The organism is Streptomyces sp. NPDC026301, assembly GCF_055567935.1.
Map to the genome: position 1 here is coordinate 87,588 of NZ_JBVHPN010000001.1, position 19,887 is coordinate 107,474.

Consider the following 19,887-nt stretch of genomic DNA (forward strand, 5'->3'; position numbering starts at 1 on the left):
CACCACGGCCGGATGCGCGGGCGCTAACTTACGGCTGTGATCAATGACTTGGCCAAGACCCTGACCGCCGCCGCCCGGGGCGACTTCCCGCCCGCCGACGGGACGGTGAGCGTGCTGCCCCCGGCTTCGGAACGCGACTGGGGAGTCATCTCATTCTCGGGATGCGCCGTCGTGTTCGCCGATGTGGCGGCCGCCTGGGTGCACGCCCGTATCGCCCCGGGCGATCTCTCCGGCCCGCTCAGCCCCTCGTTCCTCGGCGCGCTCGCCGCCCGGACGGGCCGGGAGATCGAGAACATCGATCTGCTCATGGTCGCCGGGGCGCTGCCGGGCCCGCCCTCGATAGCGCTGCGTGAGACGCGGGACCCGGCGCACCCCCGTATCGCGCGGGCGCTGCGGCACCGTGACGGCGTACGGGCGTGGACGGCGGACGAGGAGGGCTCCGCCGTCGTGGTCGGTCGCGGTGTCGCCGGGCGGTGGGAGGTGGCCTTCGAGGTGGCGGAGGCGGCGCGCGGGCGGGGGCTCGGGCGGCGGCTCGCCGCGGCCGGGCGGCATTTCGTGCCGCCGGGCGAGGCCGTGTGGGCTCAAGTGGCGCCGGCGAATGGCGCGAGTGTGCGGGCGCTGCTCGCCGCAGGCTTCGTACCTGTGGGGGCCGAGGCGCTGCTGAAGCGAGGGGCGGACGGGGGCGGGGCGCAATCGCGGTACGGGCCGGGCGAATGATCTCGGCCGCATTCGGGCGGGTCGGGGCCGGCTTCGGGGCCGGTCGGGTGCAAGGCCGTGCGCTGTTCTCAGGTGCCGGCCGGTCGCGGTTCCCCGGGCAGCACCGGAACCGGCCAGGGGAGGGCGATCCAGACCGTCTTGCCGCCGCTCTCCGTCGGTTCGATGGTGATCTTTCCGCCGGATTCCGCCGCGAGGCAGCGGATGATGACCATGCCGCGGCCGTTGTCCTGCTGGACCGCGGCCGGCAGCCGGCGCGGCATCCGGGGGTGGTCGTCCGTCACGCCGATGCGCAGGAGTTCGTGGCGGTCGAGGTGGACGTCGACCGTGAAGGTCGGGGACCGGCCCGAGGTGTGTACGACGGCGTTGGTGGCCAGCTCGGAGACGATGAGCCGGATGGAGTCGAGGAGTTCGGCACGCCCCACGCCGGTCGGCGTGTCGTCCCACTCCGTGAGAACCCCAGTAACGTATCTGCGCGCCATCGGTACGGAGTCGGGCGCGCTCGGCAGGGTCAGTGATGCTTCCTGGTGATCTGCCATCGCCGCGCCGTCCCTTTCCCACCCGAGGCCGTCTCTCCGCTGGGCAGCGGCATGATCGGGTCCGAAAATCGGCCCCTTGCCGCTGCATTGCGCCAGACTGCCACTCATGCTGCCCCTGCCGTGAGCCATCCACCAAGATATGCATATATCTGTCGCTCGAAGCGGTGAACTCTGCTACGCGAGACCGTATTTGGGCGGCACACTGACGCATCGGTGTCAGTTATGACGAATCGCGGTACGCCCGTGAGGAGGGTTCATGCACCACGGTCCCGCAGTGCGCCGTCGCAAGCTCGGTGCGGAGTTGAGGCGCCGTCGGAATCTGGCCGGGCTCACGAGCGGCGAGGCCGCCCGTCTTGTGGGCTGGCATCAGTCGAAGGTGAGCCGGATAGAGACCGGCCGGAGCGGAGTGCGTCCGGCCGACGTGGAACGGCTGCTGGACGCGTACGAGGTGCGCGACGAGGAGTCCCGCGCACTGCTGGCCGCGCTGTGCGGCCAGGACGCGGGCGGCGGTGGCGGAGGGGACGCCGGGCGCGGCTGGTGGCACACCTACCGCGACCTGCTGCCGCCCGCCTACCGGGACTTCATCAGCCTGGAGGCCGGCGCCTCGCACGCGCGGACGCTGGAGACGACGGTCGTACCGGGGCTGCTGCAGACCCCGGACTACGCGCGCGCCGTCACCCGGGCCGCGCTGGCCGACCTGCCCCAGAGCAGAATCGATGCACTCGTCGAGGTCCGCATAGCGCGGCAGAGCGTTCTGGAGGGGGACCCTCCGCTGAAACTTTCGGCCGTGTTGGACGAGGCGGTACTACGCCGTCCGGCGGGTGGTCCAGAGGTGATGAAAGCCCAATTGCGGCATCTCCTCAAGGTCATGGAACTGCCGCACGTGCGACTGCAGGTGCTGCCGTTCACTGCCGGGGTCCACATCGGCATCACCGGCCCTTTCGTTATCTTCTCCTTTCCGCTCATTGCTGACTTGGATGTGGTGGTTCTCGACCATTTGACGAGTAGCCTCTACCTCGAACGCAAAGAGGACCTCAGGGCGTACAGCGATGCATTCGACACGCTGCGGGGGCACGCTCTCTCATGCGAGGAATCATCGGCTTTGATTGCCCGGACCGCAGATGCCTGACGGCCTGGTCCGGGCGCGTTGAGGAGGCTCCACTATGACGGCATCGCCGCGGTACGTACCCGCCAGCACGGCCCTTGCGGGCGCGTGCTGGGTGCGCAGCACGCGCAGCACGGGAATGAACAACTGCGTCGAGACCGCCCGGGTCAACGGTGAAACTCTCGCCGTGCGCGACTCGAAGGACATTTCGGGACCGGCGTTGCTCTTCGCGGTCCCTGCATGGCGGGCTTTTGTCGACGCCCTGCACATCGGTCGGCCCACAAAGGAGGGCTGATCCAGCCCTTCCCGGAAACGGTTCAAGAATAAAATTCGGACACCGGTTCCGGGGAATTCGGTCAAGCGGTCGGTGCGGTCGAAAGGATCGCACCGACCGCTTCGTCAATCTGCCGGTCGGTCAGATCTCCGCGGGCGGTCAGCCGGAGCCGGGAAATACCGTCGGGAACGGACGGCGGACGGAAACAGCCGACCACCAGACCCGCCGCACGGCAGTCCGCCGCCCACCGCACGGCCTGCTCGGGCGAGGGAGCCCGCACGGAGACCACCGCGGCGTCCGGAAGAACGGCCGACAGTCCCCCCGCCGTCAGTCGGCGGTGGAGTTCGCGGGCCACGGCACGGGCCCGGTCCGCGCGCTGCGGCTCGCGGCGGAGCAGCCGGAGCGCGGCGAGCGCGCCACCGGCGGCGGCCGGCGCCAGACCCGTGTCGAAGATGAACGTACGGGCCGTGTTGACCAGGTGCTCGATGACCTTCGCCGGGCCCAGTACCGCACCGCCCTGGCTGCCCAGGGACTTGGAGAGCGTCATGGTGGCCACCACGTCCCGGTCCCCCGCCAGGCCCGCGGCCGACAACGCGCCGCGCCCGCCCTCACCCAGCACGCCCAGCCCGTGCGCGTCGTCCACCAGCAGCGCGGCGCCGTGCGCGCGGCAGGCAGTGACGTACCCGGCCAGCGGTGCCGCGTCCCCGTCCACCGAGAAGACCGAGTCGGAGACGACCACGGCCCGGCCTTCGTAGTCGGGTTCGGCGCGGGCGGCGTCCAGGGCCTTGTGCACGGCTTCGGGGTCGCTGTGCGGGACCACGGCCGTACGGGCGCGGGAGAGGCGGCAGCCGTCGATGAGCGAGGCGTGGTTGCCGGCGTCGGAGACGACCAGGGAGCCGGGCGCGGTGAGCGCGGTGACGGCTGCGAGGTTGGCCGCGTAGCCCGAGGAGAGGACCAGTGCGGCCTCGAAACCGCAGTATTCGGCCAGTTCGCGTTCGAGTTGCGCGTGCAGTTCGGTGGTGCCGGTGACCAAGCGGGAGCCGGTCGCGCCTGCGCCCCAGCGGTGCGCGGCGGCCGCGGCGGCCCGGGTGACCTCGGGATGCCGGGCGAGGCCCAGGTAGTCGTTGCTCGCCAGATCCAGGAGCGCGGAGTCGGCCGGGCGCGGGTTCAGCGTCCGTACGAGCCCGGCGCCGCGACGCCGCTCGCGCGCCTCGTCGATCCAGGCGAAGGGGTCGTTACCGGGCTGGGCGGCGGCGGGATCGGCAGGCATCGGCTTCCTCGGGTTTGTTGGCTGTCGATAGACGTTAGCGGTCGTTACGCCTGCTTACGGTGTGGCGATACACACACCCCCAACCAGCGGCGTTGTGGGAATCCTCCTTGGCCGCGAGCGGTGCCGTAAGACAGGATCTTCGCCATGGACCTGCTGAACGCTCTGGTGGAGAAGGGTCTGCGGCGCGAGTCGCCGACCCGCGAAGAGGCACTCGCCGTACTGGCGACATCCGATGACGAGCTGCTCGACGTCGTAGCGGCGGCGGGCAAGGTCCGCCGCCAGTGGTTCGGGCGGCGGGTGAAGCTGAACTATCTGGTCAACCTCAAGTCGGGCCTGTGCCCGGAGGACTGCTCGTACTGCTCCCAGCGACTCGGCTCCAAGGCCGAGATCCTCAAGTACACCTGGCTCAAGCCCGACGAGGCGTCCGAGGCGGCCGCCGCCGGTGTCGCGGGCGGCGCCAAGCGGGTGTGCCTGGTCGCCAGCGGCCGCGGCCCGACGGACAAGGACGTCGACCGCGTCTCGCAGACCATTTCGGCCATCAAGGAACAGAACGAGGGCGTCGAGGTGTGCGCCTGTCTCGGGCTGCTCTCCGACGGCCAGGCGTCGCGGCTGCGGGACGCGGGCGCCGACGCGTACAACCACAACCTCAACACGTCCGAGGCGACGTACGGCCAGATCACCACCACGCACACCTACGCCGACCGCGTCTCCACCGTCCAGCAGGCCCAGGCGGCCGGCATGTCCGCCTGCTCCGGCCTGATCGCGGGCATGGGCGAGAGCGACGAGGACCTGGTCGACGTGGTCTTCTCGCTGCGCGAGCTGGACCCGGACTCCGTACCGGTCAACTTCCTGATCCCCTTCGAGGGCACCCCGCTGGCCAAGGAGTGGAACCTCACCCCGCAGCGCGCCCTGCGCATCCTGGCCATGGTCCGCTTCGTCTGCCCTGATGTCGAAGTACGGCTGGCCGGCGGCCGCGAGGTGCACCTGCGCACCCTGCAGCCCCTCGCGCTGCACCTGGCCAACTCCATCTTCCTCGGCGACTACCTCACCAGCGAGGGCCAGGCCGGCAAGGACGACCTGGCGATGATCGCGGACGCCGGGTTCGAGGTGGAGGGCGCCGGCACCACGACGTTGCCCGCGCACCGCGCCGACGCCCTGGCCGCCGCCGGGGGCTGCGGCAGCCACGCGGGCCAGGAGTCGAGTGGCTGCGGCGGGCACGGTGACGGTGGCTGCGCGCCGTGCGGTGACGCGGGATCCGAGCCGGTCGCCGCCGAGCCCGAGCCGGTCGCGGCCGGTGCGGTGGCCGAGGCGCCGGACGCTGACGGTGCCCGTACGGACCTGGTCTCGGTGCGCCGCCGCGGCGCCGGTACCGACCTGCCGCCCAATGCCTGAGGCCGAGCCGATGCACGTGCACGACCTGCTGGCCCTGGACCGGCAGCATGTATGGCACCCGTACGGCCCGATGCCCGGCAAGGACGACCCGCTGGTGATCGAGTCGGCGGCCGGGGTCCGGCTGCGGACCGCCGAGCCGGTGCAGGGTCACACCGAGCTGGTCGACGGCATGTCGTCGTGGTGGTCGGCGATCCACGGCTACAACCACCCGGTACTGAACGAGGCAGCACGCGGCCAGCTGGACCGGATGAGCCATGTGATGTTCGGCGGGCTCACCCACGAGCCCGCCGTCCGGCTCGCCCAGCGGCTCGCCGACATCGCGCCGGGCGACCTGGAGCACGTCTTCCTGTGCGACTCCGGGTCCGTCTCGGTCGAGGTCGCGGCCAAGATGTGCCTGCAGTACTGGCGGTCGCTCGGCCGCCCGGCCAAGCAGCGGCTGCTGACCTGGCGCGGCGGTTACCACGGTGACACCTGGCAGCCGATGTCGGTGTGCGACCCGGAGGGCGGGATGCACGACCTGTGGTCGGGCGTACTGCCCCGGCAGGTCTTCGCCGACGAGCCGCCGGGCGGGTTCGACGCACCGCTGGACGAGGCGTACGCGGACCACCTGCGGGAGCTGATCGGCCGCCATGCCGACGAGCTGGCCGCGGTCATCGTGGAGCCGGTCGTACAGGGCGCGGGCGGCATGCGCTTCCACTCCCCCGCGTATCTGCGGGTACTGCGGGAAGCGTGCGACGCGCACGACGTGCTCCTGGTCTTCGACGAGATCGCGACGGGCTTCGGCCGGACCGGCGAGCTGTTCGCGGCCGGGCACGCGGGCGTCGTACCGGACGTGATGTGCGTCGGCAAGGCGCTGACCGGCGGCTATCTGACCATGGCGGCGACGCTGTGCACGCCGCGGGTGGCGGACGGGATCTCCCGGGGCGAGGTGCCGGTGCTCGCGCACGGGCCGACGTTCATGGCCAACCCGCTGGCCGCCGCGGTCGCCAACGCCTCGCTGGACGTCCTGCTCGCGCAGGACTGGCAGCAGGAGGTCAAGCGGATCGAGACCGGCCTGTGGGACGGACTGGCGCAGGCCAGGACGATCCCGGGCGTCCGGGACGTACGGGTACTGGGCGCCATCGGCGTCGTCCAGCTCGACCACGCGATCGACATGACGGCCGCGACCCGGGCCGCCGTCGGCGCGGGCGTGTGGCTGCGGCCGTTCCGCGATCTGATCTACACGATGCCGCCGTACATCACCGGCGACGAGGACATCGCCCGTATCTGTGCCGCGGTGTGCGCTGCCGCGCGCGAGGGCTGAGGAGGACGCGTACATCATGTCGGTGCTGTTCATCACGGGCACGGGCACGGAGATCGGCAAGACGGTCACCAGCGCCGCGATCGCCGCGGCCGAGCTGGCCCGCGGCCGGTCGGTCGCGGTGCTCAAGCCCGCCCAGACCGGGGTCGCGCCGGACGAGCCGGGCGACGCGGCGGAGGTGGCCCGGCTGGCCGGTGACGCGGTGACCACCGCCGAACTCGCCCGCTATCCGGAGCCCCTGGCGCCCGCGACCGCGGCACGGCGGGCCGGGCTGCCGCCGGTACGCCCGTACGAGATCGCCGAGGCGGCGACCAAGCTGGCCACCGAGCACGACGTGGTGCTGGTGGAGGGCGCGGGCGGGCTGCTGGTCCGCTTCGACGAGACCGGCGCGACGCTCGCGGACGCGGCGAAGGCGCTCGGCTCACCGATGCTGATGGTCGCGCAGGCGGGTCTCGGCACGCTCAACGCGACCGCGCTGACGGCGCATGCGTTGCGTACGGCGGGCATCGCGACGCCGGGTGTGGTGATCGGCAGCTGGCCCGCCGATCCTGACCTGGCGTCGCGCTGCAACATCGAGGATCTGCCGGAGTCGGCGGGGGCGCCGCTGTTGGGACTCGTACCGGCGGGGTCGGGGGCTTTGCCGGGTGCCCGGTTCCGGGCGGAGGCGCCGTCTTGGCTGGCGCCGCGGCTGGGTGGGACCTGGGGCGGGTGACGGCCGCGCCGGGGTGCTTCGGGGGCGCTGCCCCCGGGCCCCCGGTCCTCAAACGCCGGACGGGCTGAAATAGGTCAGCGATCGTCGGACAGGCTGAAATAGGTCAGCGATCGCCGGACGGGCTGGATTGTGGGCAAGCCCCTCAGTCCAGCTCGGCGCCCTTCCGTTCCGGGATCAGCAGCATCGCGGCCATGTCCAGGACGTAGATGACGGCGAGCAGGGCGATCGCCTTCTGGAAGCCGTACGAGCCGGCGACGAGGGCGACGACGAGCGGGGCCAGGCCGCCGATGCCGCGGCCGACGTTGAAGAGGACGTTCTGCGCGGTGGCGCGCGCGTGCGTCGGGTACAGCTCGGCGATGAGCGCGCCGTAGCCGCCGGTCATGCCGTTGACGAAGGCGCCCATGACCGCGCCGCCGATGAGGAGTGCGGTGGGCGTGGCGAGGGTGGCGTACGCGAGGACCGTGACGACCGAGCCGGCCTGGAAGATCCAGAAGGTGGGGCGGCGGCCGATGCGGTCGGCGAGGTGGCCGAAGGCGAGGATGCCGCAGGCCATGCCGAGCACGGTGACGGCGGTCCAGGCGCCGGACTTGGTGAGGCTGTAGCCGAACTGCTGGGAGAGGTAGCTCGGCAGCCAGGTCATGATGCCGTAGTAGCCGAAGTTCTGTACCGAGGTCAGGACGAGCACGCCGAGGGTCGAGCGGCGCGCGGCGGGGGTGGCGACCAGGGAGCGCAGCGGCGCGGTGGCCGGGCGCTCGGCACTCTTCGCGGCAGTGAACGCGGCGGGCTCGTGCATGGTGCGGCGGAAGAGGAAGGCCGCGACCGCGGGCAGCACGCCGAGGGCGAAGAGCGCGCGCCAGCCCCAGGCGTTGATGACGGGGGCGGAGAGCAGGGCGGCGGCGAGGACGCCGGTCTGCCAGCCGAGACCGACGTAGGAGGTGCCGCGGGCGCGTTTGCGGCTGGGGAACGCCTCGGCGGCCAGTGCCATGCCGATGCCGAACTCGCCGCCGATGCCCATGCCGGCGAGGAAGCGGGAGGCGGCGAGCTGGGGGAAGTCCTGGGCGATCGCGGTGACGCCGGTGAAGACGGCGAAGAGGATGATCGACCAGGTCAGGACGCGGATACGGCCGAGGCGGTCGGAGAGCAGACCGAAGAGGAGCCCGCCGGCGACGCAGCCGATGAGGGTGATCGTGGTGAGCGATCCGGCCTGGGCGGAGGTCAGGTGCAGCCCGGCGGTGATCGCGGAGAGGGCGAAGCTGAGGATGAGGAGGTCGAAGCCCTCCAGGCCGTAGCCGACGGCGGAGGCGAGTACCGCCTTGCGGGCGTAGGCGTCGGTGGTGGTCTCCGATGCGCCCGGCTGGGCGTCCTTGACCGCTGGCGCGGGGTGGTTCGGCATGCGTCCTGCTCTGTCGTGCGTACGGCTGGGCGGCGGGGCGTACGTCGGAGGGCAGGCTCGTGCGGCGATACGGGGTCTCGGCCGCGGGCCCGCGCCGACGCGGCCGAGGGGCCATTCTAGAGCGCGGCTGTCGGTGTCAGGTACACGCGGGTGTGCTCGGCTGCCGACCTCACCGGTGGTGCCGGGCACGGCGCGACGTCGGGACACGGTGGCGCCGGGCATGACTCGGCGTCCGGAGACGGTGGAGCAGAGGCCGTCTCCGGACGCCGGTCGGGTCCGCGGATCGGTCAGCGGCCCTCGCCGGCCAGGCCGGTGCGCCGTGCCGGGATGCTTCGTATGCTCGCGCACGGCGCCTCTGACCGCGGGTGCTTGCCACCGCGCTGTACTGCCAGTGCGTCGGCGGCACGGACCCGTGCCACCGAACCGCGATCGAAGACGAGCACCACGGCCGTCGCCCCCATCGCCCGCACATCCGCTCTAACGGACTGGACTTGCCGCCAACGGCCCTGAATGAGCACCAGGTCACCCTGCCTCACCTGCAGCGCCCTCACCGCACCATCACAGCCCACATTTCTCTGCCCACCCCATCTGTCAATGGCGGGACCACTCGGTGCGCCCCCTCCCCAGGGGCGGACTTCGGTCCTGCCGTGATTGGTTCGGTAACTCTGGCGGCTCGTTCGCTTCTGCGCACACTCCGATCCGGTCACATTGCCGACCCTTGGGTATACGCGCGTTGCGCGACCATATGCGTTTGCTCATGCAGGGCGGACGGTCAGGTACCGGGGGCCCGGGTGGCACTGGGTGTCACATGCCGTCCGAGCAGCACGTGCGCTCCGCCCGGCCAGCGAAAAGTGCAATATTGCATCCACGTGGGTGGGTGCATGGATGCACCTGCACGCGGGCGCACACCTCTTCGATGGCAGCGCGTGCCACCCTGATCACGCCCCGCTACGAGCCGGTCGCCGACCCGCTGACCTCGGCCGCGGCGCAAGCGCCGCGGAACCCTCCCGAAACGCCCTCCACACGGCACATGGGCTGATCACGGCCCGGACGGGAGCAAACGGCCACCGGAGGCGGAAGGCACGGGGTGACGGCCGGATAAGGGCGGTGGGTGGCGCACGACACTGTCTCCGACCGGCCGTTACTCGTCCGTACCGCGGATTACTCGTCCGTACCGGCGGTTCCCGGGCCGGGCAACTCCCCCGGCCAGTGACGCAGTTCACGCAGCAGCGTGAGGAAGGCGCGTTCCGCCGGGGACAGCAGCCGGTCCCTGCGGTGCACCAGGCTGACCGGCCGGGGCTCCGGCGCGGGCACGACGGGCAGTACGGCCAGCCGGCCGGCCCGTACGTCCTCCCCCACCGCGTGCTCGGAGATCAGCGCGAGACCCAGCCCGGCGGCCACGCACTGCTTCACCGCCTCCGGGCCCCAGATGTCCGCGCGCGGCACGTCCTCCAGCGCCCAGTCGGCGAGCACCTGTTCCTGGAGGCTGCGGGTCTGGGAGCCCGGCTCGCGCAGCAGGAACCGCGCCCCGGCCAGCTCCGCGGGCGTCACCTCGGCGGCGCCCGCGAGCCGGTGGCCGGGGGCCGCGACCAGTACCAGCCGCTCGTCCAGCACGGTCTCCACGACGAGCCGGTCGCCGTGCGGGCTGCCGGCCACCACCGCGATCCCGATGCCGCCGCCCAGCAGCTGCTCCTGCACCGCCTCGCCGTTGCCGACGAAGATGTCGCACTCGATGGCGGGGTGCCGTTCCCGGTACCGGGCCAGCAGCGCGGGCAGCAGATACGTGCCGACGGTCGTCGAGCCGCCGACCAGCAGCCGGCCGGTGGCCAGCCCGCTGACCTGCTGCACGGCCGCGACCGCCTCCTCGGCGAGCAGGAAGACCCGCTTGCCGTACTCGGCGAGCACCTCGCCCTCGGCGGTCGGCCGGGCGCGGGTCCCCGAGCGGTCCACGAGCGTGACGCGCAGCGACTGTTCGAGCTTGCGCACCTGGTTGGAGACCGAGGGCTGGCTCATGTACAGCTTCTGCGCGGCGGCGGAGAAGCCCTGGTGCTCGACGACCTGCATGAAGATCCACAGCCGGTGGAGGTTGAGTTCCATGGCACCTCCAAGGGCTTGCGAAGATCGGCTTCCGGGCGGGCCGCAGCCTAACTCTCCGGCTGCCCGCCGGACAGGGCCACGAGCGGATCGTCCGTACTGTCCAGGTCCACGTCCCCCTCCCCCACGCCGTGCCGCGCGCGGGCCCACAGGTAGTACAGCGGCGCGGTGACGATCAGGCCGACCAGCCAGGACAGATCGGCGCCGCCGAGGCGCGCGGCGAGCGGTCCGGTGTAGAGGTCGGTGGCGAGGAACGGGATCTGTACGACGATGCCGAGGGCGTACGAGCCGAGCGCGACCGGGTTGAAGCGGCCGTAGCGGCCGCCGTCCGGGGCGAAGAGGGCGTCGAAGTCGTAGCGACCGCGGTGCAGCAGGTAGAAGTCGATGAGGTTGATCGCGGTCCAGGGGACGAGGACGACCAGGAGGACGAGGACCAGGTTGACGAAGTGGTTCACGAAGTCGCTGGACAGGCCGAGGGCGATGACCAGCGCGATCGCGAGGACCAGGGCGGAGACGGCGCCGCGCGCGAGGAGGCGCGGCTGCCAGCGGGCCCGGAAGGTCTGCCCGATGGTGATCATCGAGAGGACGGCGCCGTAGAGGTTGAGCGCATTGTGGTTGATCACGCTGACGAGGAAGAGCAGGAGCAGTACCGGGCCGAACGCGCCGGCCGCGTCGTGGAATCCGGCGACCGCGTCCGGGTCGGGGCTGACCAGCGCGACGACCGTACCGGCGAGGAAGGGCAGCGCGGAGCCGAGGCAGGAGCCCCAGTAGGTGGCCCAGAAGGTGCTCGCGGTGCGGACCGTGCGCGGCAGGTAGCGCGAGTAGTCCGAGACGTACGGGGCGAACGCCAGCTGCCACAGGGCGCTGAGCGAGACGGTGGCGAGCCAGCCGGCGAAGGTGAAGGAGCCGCGGGTGAGGAAGTCCTCGGGCAGGCCGCGCGCGATGACCACCGCGAGCCCGGCGAGGATGCCGAGGCCGAGGACGACGGTGGCGATCTTGTTGAGGTGATGGATCAGGCGGTAGCCGATCAGACAGATGGCCGCCGAGCCGGCCGCGCCGAGCAGGATTCCCGCGTCGACCGGGACGGCGGGCGCGAGGCCGTGCAGCGACTTGCCCGCCAGCACGATGTTGGAGGCGAAGAACCCCACGTACATCGCGGCGGCGACGACCACGATGAGCAGCGCGCCCACCGAGCCGAACTGCGCGCGGCTCTGGATCATCTGCGGCACGCCGAGCTGCGGCCCCTGCGCCGAGTGCAATGCCATGAAGACGCCGCCGACGAGCTGGCCGACGACGATCGCGAGGACCGCGGAGACGAAGGACTGATGGAAGACCTGGACGCCCATGGCGCCGGTGACCAGCGGCAACGGCGCGATGTTGGTCCCGAACCACATCGTGAACAGGTCGCGGGCGCGGCCGTGCCGTTCGGTTTCGGGGACGTGGTCGATGGTGTGCTGTTCGAGCGCGTCTGAGGGTTCGGTCACGGGCGTCTCCTCGCCTGACGTGTGATGGCAGGGAGTCTCGGGCAGCCTCGATGATCCGGTCAATCAGAGAAATCCGCGCTCCTCCATCTGATGAACCGATGCAGCGGGGATGGCAGGATCCGGTCATGCCCAAGGACGCGAACTTCACCCTCGTACAGCTGCGGTACTTCATGGCCGCGGCGGAGCTCGGCAGCATGACCGCGGCCGCCCAGCGGATCAGTGTCTCGCAGTCGGCGATCTCGACAGCGGTGACGCATCTGGAGCGTGAGCTGGGGGTGCAGCTGCTGATCCGGCGGCACGCGAAGGGGCTGTCGCTGACCCGGGCCGGCGAGCGGTTCCTGCACGAGCTGCGCGGCTTCCTCACGCACGCCGAGGACCTGACGGAGGCGGCGCGCAGCCTCGGTACGGAGCTGGTGGGCGAGCTGGCGGTGGGCTGTTTCCAGACGCTGGCGCCGTTCTGTCTGCCGCGGCTGCTGCGGGAGTTCGGGCAGGCGCACCCCGCGGTGCGGGTGCAGGTCACCGAGGGCGACATCCGGGCGGTGCAGGAGGATCTGCGCGGCGGCACGTGCGAGCTGGCGCTCCTGTACGACCTGGGGCTGGACCCGGACATCGAGCGGGAGGTGCTGGCGGTGGCGCCGCCGTACGCGCTGGTGCCGCCGGACCATCCGCTGGCGGGGGCCGGTTCGGTGCGGCTGGCGGACCTGGCGGCGGAGCCGATGATCCTGCTCGATCTGCCGCTGAGCCGGGACTACTTCCGCTCGCTGTTCCTGAAGGCGGGCGTCGAGCCCAGGGTGCGGCACCGCAGTACGAGTTACGAGACAGTGCGCGCGATGGTGGCGGCGGGCCACGGCTTCGCGATCCTCAACCAGCGGCCGGTGCACGACGCGACGTACGACGGCGGGCGGGCGGTGGCGCTGCGGCTGACCGATCCGCTGCCCGCCCTGCCGGTGGTGCTGGCCCGCCTCGCGGGCATCCGCCCGACGGGCCGCGCCCAGGCGTTCGCGGCCGTGTGCCGGGCGGCGCTGGGGGCTTGACCTGCCCCGAGCCGAAGCATCTGCAAAACCGATGCAGTAGGTCGAAAACCTCTGCTTTACGGATGTAGAGCGGGCACCCATAGTCGTGTCTCAGCAGAGCCCGCACGCCTCGGGAGGCTGATGATGACCCTCACTCTGGACGACACGGTGGATCCCCGGACGGCCCGCGCGGACTTCGTCGCCGCGATGGGCAATGCCGCCACCGGCGTCACCGTGGTCGCCACCGATGGAGCGGCCGGACGCTTCGCGCAGACGGTCAGCGCCATGAGTTCGGTGTCCGCTGACCCGCCGTCGCTGCTGGTGTGTGTAAACCGCCGCAGCCCGCTCGCGGACGCGGCCGTACGCAACGGTGTCTTCTCCGTCAACGTCCTCGCCGTGGAACAGGCCCACGTCTCGGACGTGTTCGCCGGCCGGCCCGCGGACGGCGAATCCCCGTACGAACCCTACGACTTCGGCTGCGCGCGCTGGCTCCCGCTGCACACCGGCGCGCCCACCCTGGCCGATGCGGCCGCCGCCTTCGACTGCCGGCTCGCCGACGCGTACGAGCACGGTACGCACCGCATCCTCCTCGGCGAGGTGCTCGCCTCCGCCGTGACGGATGCCGCGCCGCTCGTACACCACGCCCGCGCTTACGGCGCGCACCGCCCGCTCTAGCCCCCCTCTTCCTAAGGAGCACCCGCATGATCCGTACCGGGGAGCAGTACCGGGAGTCGATCCGCGACGGCCGGGAGGTGTGGATCAACGGCGAGAAGGTCGCCGATGTCACCGCACACCCCGCCTTCAAGCCGTTGGTCGACATCCGGGCCCGCATCTACGACATGGCTCACGAGCCGGACAGCCGTGGGGTCATGACGTATGCCGACCCCGACACCGGCGAGGTCAACGCGATCCAGCAGAAGCCGCCGCGCACACAGGAGGACTGGGCCGCCAAGCGGGCCGCGACCGATGCCGTGCTGACGGATGTCGGCGGGGTGGTGACGCGGGTCGGTGACGAGACGATCGGCGAGGTGTGGTCGCTGATCGACGGGCAGGACGTACTGGACGCGATCAACCCGGCGTACAGCGACAACGTCAAGCGCCACATCGACAAGGCGTGCTTCGGCGACCCGTTCCACGTGTCGGCCAACACCGACCCCAAGGGCGACCGTTCCAAGCGCCCGCAGGACCAGGACCCGGACATGCTGTTGCATGTCGTGAAGGAGACGGACGGCGGGATCGTGGTGCGCGGCGCCAAGTACGAGACCGCCGCCGCGTACGCCAACCAGGCGTTCACCAAGCCGACGATCGCCAACTGGGGCGACTCCGAACTCTCCGACTACGCCCTCGGGTTCATGCTCGACATGGGGTCCCCAGGGCTGAAGTACATCTGCCGTACGGGCTTCGCGGGCCGCGCGCCCGCCGAGGACTACCCGCTCGCCAACCGCTTCGACGAGGTGGACACCCTCGTCGTCTTCGACGATGTCGAGATCCCCTGGGAGAACGTGCTGTTCTACCGGGACACCAAGGCGGCCACCTTCATCCGCGCGACCCTGCACCGCTACAGCGCGTACGCCTTCACCCAGCGCAATCTGCGGCTCGCGGACCTGATGATCGGCGCGGCGCTGTGGAACGTGAAGCAGACCGGGCTGGAGAAGCAGCAGGCCGTGCAGGAGAAGCTGGCGACGCTGGCCTGTTACCGGGAGGGCATCAACGCGCACCTCACGGCGGCGGTGGCGATGGCGGAGCCGAGCCCCGGTGGCCTGCTGATGCCGAATCAGTCCCTGCTCTACACCGGGCGGGTGCTCGCCTGCTCCCAGCTGCACGAGATGATGCACATCGCGCGCGAACTGTGCGGCGGACAGATCTGCATCACGCCGGACAAGGCGTCCTTCGACCACCCGGACACCGCGCCCTGGCTGGAGAAGTTCTACTCCGTCAACGAGCACTGGGTCGCCGAGGATCGCCGCAAGCTCCTCGCGTACGCCCGTGACCTGCTGAACTCCGACTACGCAGGGCACCGGCTCACCTTCCAGCTGTTCGCCCAGTCGCCGCCGTTCGCCCATCTCGGCGCGGTGTACCGGAACTTCGACTGGGACGGCCCGCTGGACCTGGTGAAGGACGCGGCGGGGCTGTCGGACAAGGTACTCGGCACGCTGGGGAGGACCAAGTGACCACGCATCGGCGCATTCGCCCCTTCAACACCGCCGACACCTATCCCGAACAGGATCTCTCCAACGACCTCGCGCAGGCGGTGGTCGCCGAGGGCACGGTGTATCTGCGTGGCCAGATCGGGCAGGACCTCGATACCCGCGAGAACGTCGGCGTGGGGGATGTCGAGGCGCAGGCCGAGCAGGCCATGGCGAATATCGCGATGCTGCTGGAGGAGTCCGGGAGCCGCCTTGACGAGATCGTCAAGATCACTGTCTATCTGACGGACATCCGCTTCCGCGAGCCGGTCTACCGTGTGATGGGGCGCTGGCTGAAGGGCGTGCACTACGTGTCGACCGGGCTGGTGGTCTCGGCACTGGCCCGGCCCGAGTGGCTGGTGGAGATCGATGCCACGGCCGTGATCCCGAAGGAGCGCCGATGACCTTCTCCCTTGCCGCACGCTGTCCCCGTACCGGGGAATTCGGAGTCGTGGTGTCCTCCTCCTCCCCCGCCGTCGCCGCGCGCTGTGCGTACGTACGCGCCGGGGTCGGCGCCGCCTGTTCGCAGAACGTGACGGACCCGCGGCTGGGCCCCGAGCTGCTGGACGCGCTGGCGGGCGGTACGGACGCGGGGACCGCGATGGCGCGGCTCGCGCAGGCCGTACGGCACGTGGACTGGCGACAGTTGACGGCGATCGGCGCGTCCGGGGAGCCCGCCGCGTACTCCGGGGACCGCACGCTCGGGGTGCACGCGCAGGCCGTCGGCGCGGATGCGGTCGCGGCGGGCAATCTGCTCGCCGACCCGGGCGTGCCCGCCGCGATGCTGGCCGCCTTCGCCGCCGAACCCGCGGCCCCGTTGGCGCAGCGGCTGGTGGACGCGCTGGCCGCTGGCGCGGCGGCGGGCGGCGAGGCGGGGCCAGTGCACTCGGCGGGGCTGCTGGTCAGCGGCCAGGTGCCGTGGCCGGTGACCGATCTGCGGGTGGACTGGACGGACGGCGATCCGGTCGCCGAGCTGGCGGCGCTGTGGAAGCGGTGGGAGCCGCAGGCGGCGGACTACGTGCGGCGGGCGCTGGATCCGGGGGCGGCGCCTGGGTACGGCGTACCGGGTGATCCGGCATGAGCGGCACCGATACGGCCGCGCACGCCGCCGTACGCGGCGCTGTCGCCGACTCCGCCGACAACCTGCTCGCGCTCAGCCACCGTATCCACGCCCACCCCGAGGTCGCGTGGGAGGAGGAGCGGGCCGCCGACTGGACCGCGTCCGCCCTCGCCGACCTGGGCTTTCAGGTCACGCCCGGGATCTGCGACCTGCCCACCGCGTTCGCCGCGACGATCGGCTCGGGGCCGCTGCACCTCGCGCTCTGCGCGGAGTACGACGCGCTGCCGGGCCTGGGGCACGCCTGCGGGCACAACATCATCGCGGCTTCGGCGGTGGGTGCCGCGGCCGGGCTGGCCCGGGTCGCCGACGCTCTCGGGCTGACGGTGACGGTGCTGGGCACGCCGGCCGAGGAGGGCGGCGGCGGGAAGATCCTGATGCTGGAGCGGGGCGCGTTCGCCGGGGTGCACGCGGCGATGATGGTGCACCCGGGCCCGGTGGACGTCGCGGAGGCGGAGCCGTACGCGGTGGCGCATCTGCGGATCGACTACGAGGGCAAGGCCGCGCACGCCGCGGCCTACCCGGAGCAGGGCCGCAACGCGGCGGACGCGTTCACCGTCGCGCAGGTCGCGATCGGCCTGCTCCGCCAGCAACTCCCCTACTCCGTACGGGTGCACGGGATGCTGACGCGCGGCGGCGAGGCGCCGAACGCGATTCCCGAGCGGACCAGCGGGCGGTGGTACGTACGGGCCGGCTCGCTGGAGGAGTTGGACGCCGTGCGGCCGCGTGTCGAGCGGTGTTTCGAGGCGGGGGCGCTGGCGGCGGGGTGTGAGCTGTCGGTGGCGCACGAGAGCCCGCCGTACGCGGAGTTCCGTACGGATGACGAGATGCTCGGGCTGTACCGGGCGCACGCGGAGGCGGTGGGGCGGAAGTTCACGTCGCCGTCCGCGCCCGAGGCGCGGATGAACCGTGCCTCGACCGACATGGGCAATGTCTCGCGGGTGCTGCCCGCGATCCATCCGTACATCGGCATCGGTTCGCTGCCCGCGGTGAATCACCAGAAGGAGTTCGCGGCGCACTGCGTCACGCCGGAGGCCGACCGCGCCGTGCTGGACGGCGCGGTGGCGCTGGCGCTGACGGGGGTGTCGCTGGCGTCGGATCCCCGGCAGCGGGAGCGGCTCACAGCCGCTCGCACCCCGTGACCGTACGGGCGTAGCGGAGGACCGCGTCGCGCGCCGCGGCGTGGTCCACCGCGGGGTTGCGGCTGATGATGTGCAGGCCGTAGCCGTCCTCCAGGGCGACCAGGTCGCGGGCGACGGCAGCGGCGGGCTGGTCGAGGGTGAAGTCGCCGCAGACGGCGCCCAGTTCGAGGAGGGTGGTGTAGAGCGCTGCCTCGCGGGCGTAGAGCGAGGCCATCAGGGCCGCGTGCTGGCGGCTGCGGTCGGCGAGGCCGTGCAGCTCGTACAGCAGCCGGTGGGTGGCGTCGTCGCTGTCGCGCGGCAGGCCGGTCGCCGCTGCCGCGCGCAGCCGCTCGACCGGGTCGCCCGCGCCGTCGGCAGCGGCATGACGGCCCGTCAGATAGCGTTCCACCGCACTCTGGTGGACCTCGAAGACGAGGTCGTCGAGCTCGGGGTAGTAGTAGAGCACCGAGCCCGCGGAGACTCCCGCCTCGGCCGCGATGTCCTTGATCCGCAGGCCGGCCAGGCCGCGGCCGGTGATCGCCCGGCCCGCCGCCTCGATGAGCGCTTCCCGGCGGGCGCCTTGGTTCTTGGTCCTTGCCATGCCGTAAATTCCCCGTTTCTCGCTTCAACAAATGCCGCTTTCTTCCCCGCGATGCATTGACAGACTAGCGCCTCATAGTTTGAATCTCGGTTCAAAGAATGCTTCGCCCACCACTCTCCCGCCAGGAGGCGGCGTGGACAACGACGCGAACGCCACCGTGGAGCGGCACACCATCGACGTCATCCCCGACGACGAACGGCACGGCCGCACCCGCGACCTGTTCACCATTTGGTTCTCCGCCAACCTCGGCCCGCTCACCATGGTCACCGGCGCCCTCGCGCCCACCGTCTTCGGACTGTCCTTCGTGTGGAGCGTGCTCGCGCTGCTCGTCGGCCACCTCGGCGGCGGCTTCCTGATGGCGCTGCACTCCGCGCAGGGGCCGCAGCTGGGCGTGCCGCAGATGATCCAGAGCCGCGGCCAGTTCGGCAGCGTCGGCGCGCTCGCCGTGGTCCTCGTCGTGGTCGTGATGTACCAGGGGTTCTTCGCCTCCAACCTGGTGCTCGGCGCGCAGTCGCTGGAGCAGGCGCTGCCGGCCGTCCCCGTCGACGCCGGGATCGCGCTCGGCACGGCGGTCAGCCTCGTCGTCACCGTCGTCGGCTACCGCCTGATGCACGGCATCGGCCGGCTGACCACCTGGCTCTTCGGCGCGGTCCAGCTCGTCGGCGCCGCCTGGATCGCCTTCGGCGGGCTGCCGGCCGGGTTCCTGGCCCGCGGCGGCTTCTCGCTCGGCGGCTTCCTCGGCATGGTCTCCGTCGGCGTGCTCTGGCAGATCGCGTACGCGCCCTACGTCTCGGACTACTCCCGCTACATGCCCGCCGACCGCGCCCGGGTCCGCTCGACGCTGTGGTGCACGTACTGGGGCAGCGTGCTCGGCAGCGTCCTGCCGATGCTGGTCGGCGTCGCCGTCGGCCTCGCGGTGGGCGGCGAGGACCCGGTGGCCGCGCAGTCGCAGCTGCTCGGCAGCCCGCTCGCACAGCTCACACTGTGGTCCTTCGCCGCGGTCACCATGCTCACCAACTCCATGAACCTGTACGGCGCGACGCTGTGCGTGGTCACCGCCGTACAGACCTTCGCGCACCGCTGGCTGCCGGGCCCGGCGCTCCGCGCGCTCTTCTCGCTCGCCCTCGGCGCCCTGTCCTTCGTGCTGGCCGCCGCCTTCGCCGACTCCTTCATGGCGAGCTATCTGAACCTGATCTACCTCCTGCAGTACGTCCTGATCCCCTGGACCGCCATCAACCTCGTCGACTTCTACCTCGTCCGGCACGGCGCGTACGACGTGCCGTCCTTCTTCGCGCGGGACGGCGGGATCTACGGCCGCTGGAACGCCACGGCCCTCGGCGTCTACCTGCTCGGCATCCTGATCGAGGTGCCGTTCATGGCCCAGACGCTCTACACCGGGCCGCTCGCCCACGCCCTCGGCGACACCGACCTCGGCTGGCTCGCCGGGCTGCTCTTCACCACGCCGGTGTACCTGTACGCGGCGCGGCGGCGGATACGACGGGCCGCCGCGCGGGCCGCGTCCGGCGCGGCGGCCGCCCCTCCCCCGTATGCCGGCACCCACTGATCTGGAGT

General features: G+C 71.5%; 19 protein-coding genes. 13 read left to right on the plus strand and 6 right to left on the minus strand.

Annotation, left to right across the window (positions count from 1 at the left end; all coding sequences use genetic code 11):
* Positions 1-39: 39 nt before the first annotated feature.
* Complete coding sequence (locus tag ACZ4MH_RS00395) at positions 40-717, plus strand: GNAT family N-acetyltransferase (protein WP_467753893.1); 678 nt, start codon at positions 40-42, stop codon at positions 715-717.
* 68 nt (positions 718-785) lie between these two features.
* On the opposite strand, the gene ACZ4MH_RS00400 is transcribed toward ACZ4MH_RS00395, so the two are convergent.
* On the minus strand, positions 786-1,253 hold the full coding sequence (locus ACZ4MH_RS00400; protein ID WP_351586709.1) for an ATP-binding protein: 468 nt from the start codon (positions 1,251-1,253) through the stop codon (positions 786-788).
* Positions 1,254-1,509: 256 nt separating this feature from the next.
* Between ACZ4MH_RS00400 and ACZ4MH_RS00405 the strand changes: the two genes are divergently transcribed.
* Entirely contained in the window at positions 1,510-2,382 is an 873-nt protein-coding gene (locus ACZ4MH_RS00405) for a helix-turn-helix domain-containing protein (RefSeq protein ID WP_351586707.1), read from the plus strand.
* Between the two features lie 34 nt (positions 2,383-2,416).
* Positions 2,417-2,653 carry a DUF397 domain-containing protein gene (locus tag ACZ4MH_RS00410; RefSeq protein WP_351586705.1) on the plus strand — a complete coding sequence of 79 codons (237 nt, stop codon included), beginning with the start codon at positions 2,417-2,419 and terminating at the stop codon, positions 2,651-2,653.
* A 61-nt stretch (positions 2,654-2,714) separates the two neighbouring features.
* On the opposite strand, the gene ACZ4MH_RS00415 is transcribed toward ACZ4MH_RS00410, so the two are convergent.
* Entirely contained in the window at positions 2,715-3,902 is a 1,188-nt protein-coding gene (locus tag ACZ4MH_RS00415; RefSeq protein ID WP_351586703.1) for an 8-amino-7-oxononanoate synthase, read from the minus strand.
* A gap of 144 nt (positions 3,903-4,046) precedes the next feature.
* Here ACZ4MH_RS00415 and bioB point away from each other — a divergent pair, with 144 nt between their 5' ends.
* Genes bioB through bioD form a run of 3 tightly spaced genes read left to right on the plus strand, consistent with a single transcriptional unit; the run spans position 4,047 to position 7,306 of the window.
* Positions 4,047-5,294: a biotin synthase BioB gene (gene bioB, locus ACZ4MH_RS00420; RefSeq protein ID WP_351586701.1), complete on the plus strand. Its 1,248-nt coding sequence runs from the start codon at positions 4,047-4,049 to the stop codon at positions 5,292-5,294.
* Positions 5,287-6,597: an adenosylmethionine--8-amino-7-oxononanoate transaminase gene (locus tag ACZ4MH_RS00425; protein WP_351586699.1), complete on the plus strand. Its 1,311-nt coding sequence runs from the start codon at positions 5,287-5,289 to the stop codon at positions 6,595-6,597. Before bioB ends, ACZ4MH_RS00425 begins: the two co-directional genes overlap by 8 nt.
* A 16-nt stretch (positions 6,598-6,613) precedes the next feature.
* On the plus strand, positions 6,614-7,306 hold the full coding sequence (bioD, locus tag ACZ4MH_RS00430; RefSeq protein ID WP_351586697.1) for a dethiobiotin synthase: 693 nt from the start codon (positions 6,614-6,616) through the stop codon (positions 7,304-7,306).
* 142 nt (positions 7,307-7,448) lie between these two features.
* Here bioD and ACZ4MH_RS00435 read toward each other — a convergent pair whose 3' ends face one another.
* The 3 genes from ACZ4MH_RS00435 to ACZ4MH_RS00445 all read right to left on the minus strand — a co-directional run bounded on the left by ACZ4MH_RS00435 (position 7,449) and on the right by ACZ4MH_RS00445 (position 12,277).
* Positions 7,449-8,699 carry an MFS transporter gene (locus tag ACZ4MH_RS00435; RefSeq protein ID WP_351586695.1) on the minus strand — a complete coding sequence of 417 codons (1,251 nt, stop codon included), beginning with the start codon at positions 8,697-8,699 and terminating at the stop codon, positions 7,449-7,451.
* Between the two features lie 1,161 nt (positions 8,700-9,860).
* A complete protein-coding gene (locus tag ACZ4MH_RS00440) occupies positions 9,861-10,796 on the minus strand; it encodes a LysR family transcriptional regulator (RefSeq protein ID WP_351586693.1) in 936 nt (311 codons plus the stop codon).
* 47 nt (positions 10,797-10,843) lie between these two features.
* Positions 10,844-12,277, minus strand: coding sequence for a purine-cytosine permease family protein (locus ACZ4MH_RS00445; protein ID WP_351586691.1), 1,434 nt, complete (start codon positions 12,275-12,277; stop codon positions 10,844-10,846).
* Between the two features lie 125 nt (positions 12,278-12,402).
* Between ACZ4MH_RS00445 and ACZ4MH_RS00450 the strand changes: the two genes are divergently transcribed.
* The 6 genes from ACZ4MH_RS00450 (at position 12,403) to ACZ4MH_RS00475 (ending at position 17,735) form a co-directional block, all read left to right on the plus strand.
* On the plus strand, positions 12,403-13,311 hold the full coding sequence (locus ACZ4MH_RS00450; protein ID WP_351586689.1) for a LysR family transcriptional regulator: 909 nt from the start codon (positions 12,403-12,405) through the stop codon (positions 13,309-13,311).
* 123 nt (positions 13,312-13,434) lie between these two features.
* Positions 13,435-13,965 (plus strand): flavin reductase family protein, encoded by a 531-nt coding sequence (locus ACZ4MH_RS00455; protein WP_351586687.1) that lies wholly within the window; start codon positions 13,435-13,437, stop codon positions 13,963-13,965.
* A gap of 26 nt (positions 13,966-13,991) precedes the next feature.
* Positions 13,992-15,461: a 4-hydroxyphenylacetate 3-hydroxylase family protein gene (locus ACZ4MH_RS00460; RefSeq protein ID WP_351586685.1), complete on the plus strand. Its 1,470-nt coding sequence runs from the start codon at positions 13,992-13,994 to the stop codon at positions 15,459-15,461.
* Complete coding sequence (locus ACZ4MH_RS00465; protein ID WP_351586683.1) at positions 15,458-15,880, plus strand: RidA family protein; 423 nt, start codon at positions 15,458-15,460, stop codon at positions 15,878-15,880. Before ACZ4MH_RS00460 ends, ACZ4MH_RS00465 begins: the two co-directional genes overlap by 4 nt.
* On the plus strand, positions 15,877-16,557 hold the full coding sequence (locus tag ACZ4MH_RS00470) for a DUF1028 domain-containing protein (RefSeq protein WP_351586681.1): 681 nt from the start codon (positions 15,877-15,879) through the stop codon (positions 16,555-16,557). Before ACZ4MH_RS00465 ends, ACZ4MH_RS00470 begins: the two co-directional genes overlap by 4 nt.
* On the plus strand, positions 16,554-17,735 hold the full coding sequence (locus tag ACZ4MH_RS00475) for a M20 family metallopeptidase (RefSeq protein ID WP_351586679.1): 1,182 nt from the start codon (positions 16,554-16,556) through the stop codon (positions 17,733-17,735). The genes ACZ4MH_RS00470 and ACZ4MH_RS00475 overlap by 4 nt, the downstream gene beginning before the upstream one ends.
* Here the strand turns inward: ACZ4MH_RS00475 and ACZ4MH_RS00480 are convergent.
* A complete protein-coding gene (locus ACZ4MH_RS00480) occupies positions 17,713-18,315 on the minus strand; it encodes a TetR/AcrR family transcriptional regulator (protein WP_351586677.1) in 603 nt (200 codons plus the stop codon). The two genes, ACZ4MH_RS00475 and ACZ4MH_RS00480, sit on opposite strands and share 23 nt — an antisense overlap.
* A 133-nt stretch (positions 18,316-18,448) precedes the next feature.
* Between ACZ4MH_RS00480 and ACZ4MH_RS00485 the strand changes: the two genes are divergently transcribed.
* Positions 18,449-19,879: a purine-cytosine permease family protein gene (locus ACZ4MH_RS00485; protein WP_351586675.1), complete on the plus strand. Its 1,431-nt coding sequence runs from the start codon at positions 18,449-18,451 to the stop codon at positions 19,877-19,879.
* Positions 19,880-19,887: the final 8 nt, after the last annotated feature.

What these genes read in the sequence shown, in the direction of transcription:
- ACZ4MH_RS00415 (WP_351586703.1), bottom strand. Translation starts at nt 3,902, where the DNA reads ATGCCTGCCGATCCCGCCGCCGCCCAGCCCGGTAACGACCCCTTCGCC.
- ACZ4MH_RS00410 (WP_351586705.1), top strand. Translation starts at nt 2,417, where the DNA reads ATGACGGCATCGCCGCGGTACGTACCCGCCAGCACGGCCCTTGCGGGC.
- ACZ4MH_RS00440 (WP_351586693.1), bottom strand. Translation starts at nt 10,796, where the DNA reads ATGGAACTCAACCTCCACCGGCTGTGGATCTTCATGCAGGTCGTCGAG.
- ACZ4MH_RS00460 (WP_351586685.1), top strand. Translation starts at nt 13,992, where the DNA reads ATGATCCGTACCGGGGAGCAGTACCGGGAGTCGATCCGCGACGGCCGG.
- ACZ4MH_RS00450 (WP_351586689.1), top strand. Translation starts at nt 12,403, where the DNA reads ATGCCCAAGGACGCGAACTTCACCCTCGTACAGCTGCGGTACTTCATG.
- bioB (WP_351586701.1), top strand. Translation starts at nt 4,047, where the DNA reads ATGGACCTGCTGAACGCTCTGGTGGAGAAGGGTCTGCGGCGCGAGTCG.
- ACZ4MH_RS00480 (WP_351586677.1), bottom strand. Translation starts at nt 18,315, where the DNA reads ATGGCAAGGACCAAGAACCAAGGCGCCCGCCGGGAAGCGCTCATCGAG.
- ACZ4MH_RS00455 (WP_351586687.1), top strand. Translation starts at nt 13,435, where the DNA reads ATGACCCTCACTCTGGACGACACGGTGGATCCCCGGACGGCCCGCGCG.
- ACZ4MH_RS00425 (WP_351586699.1), top strand. Translation starts at nt 5,287, where the DNA reads ATGCCTGAGGCCGAGCCGATGCACGTGCACGACCTGCTGGCCCTGGAC.
- ACZ4MH_RS00405 (WP_351586707.1), top strand. Translation starts at nt 1,510, where the DNA reads ATGCACCACGGTCCCGCAGTGCGCCGTCGCAAGCTCGGTGCGGAGTTG.
- ACZ4MH_RS00475 (WP_351586679.1), top strand. Translation starts at nt 16,554, where the DNA reads ATGAGCGGCACCGATACGGCCGCGCACGCCGCCGTACGCGGCGCTGTC.
- ACZ4MH_RS00400 (WP_351586709.1), bottom strand. Translation starts at nt 1,253, where the DNA reads ATGGCAGATCACCAGGAAGCATCACTGACCCTGCCGAGCGCGCCCGAC.
- ACZ4MH_RS00435 (WP_351586695.1), bottom strand. Translation starts at nt 8,699, where the DNA reads ATGCCGAACCACCCCGCGCCAGCGGTCAAGGACGCCCAGCCGGGCGCA.
- bioD (WP_351586697.1), top strand. Translation starts at nt 6,614, where the DNA reads ATGTCGGTGCTGTTCATCACGGGCACGGGCACGGAGATCGGCAAGACG.
- ACZ4MH_RS00470 (WP_351586681.1), top strand. Translation starts at nt 15,877, where the DNA reads ATGACCTTCTCCCTTGCCGCACGCTGTCCCCGTACCGGGGAATTCGGA.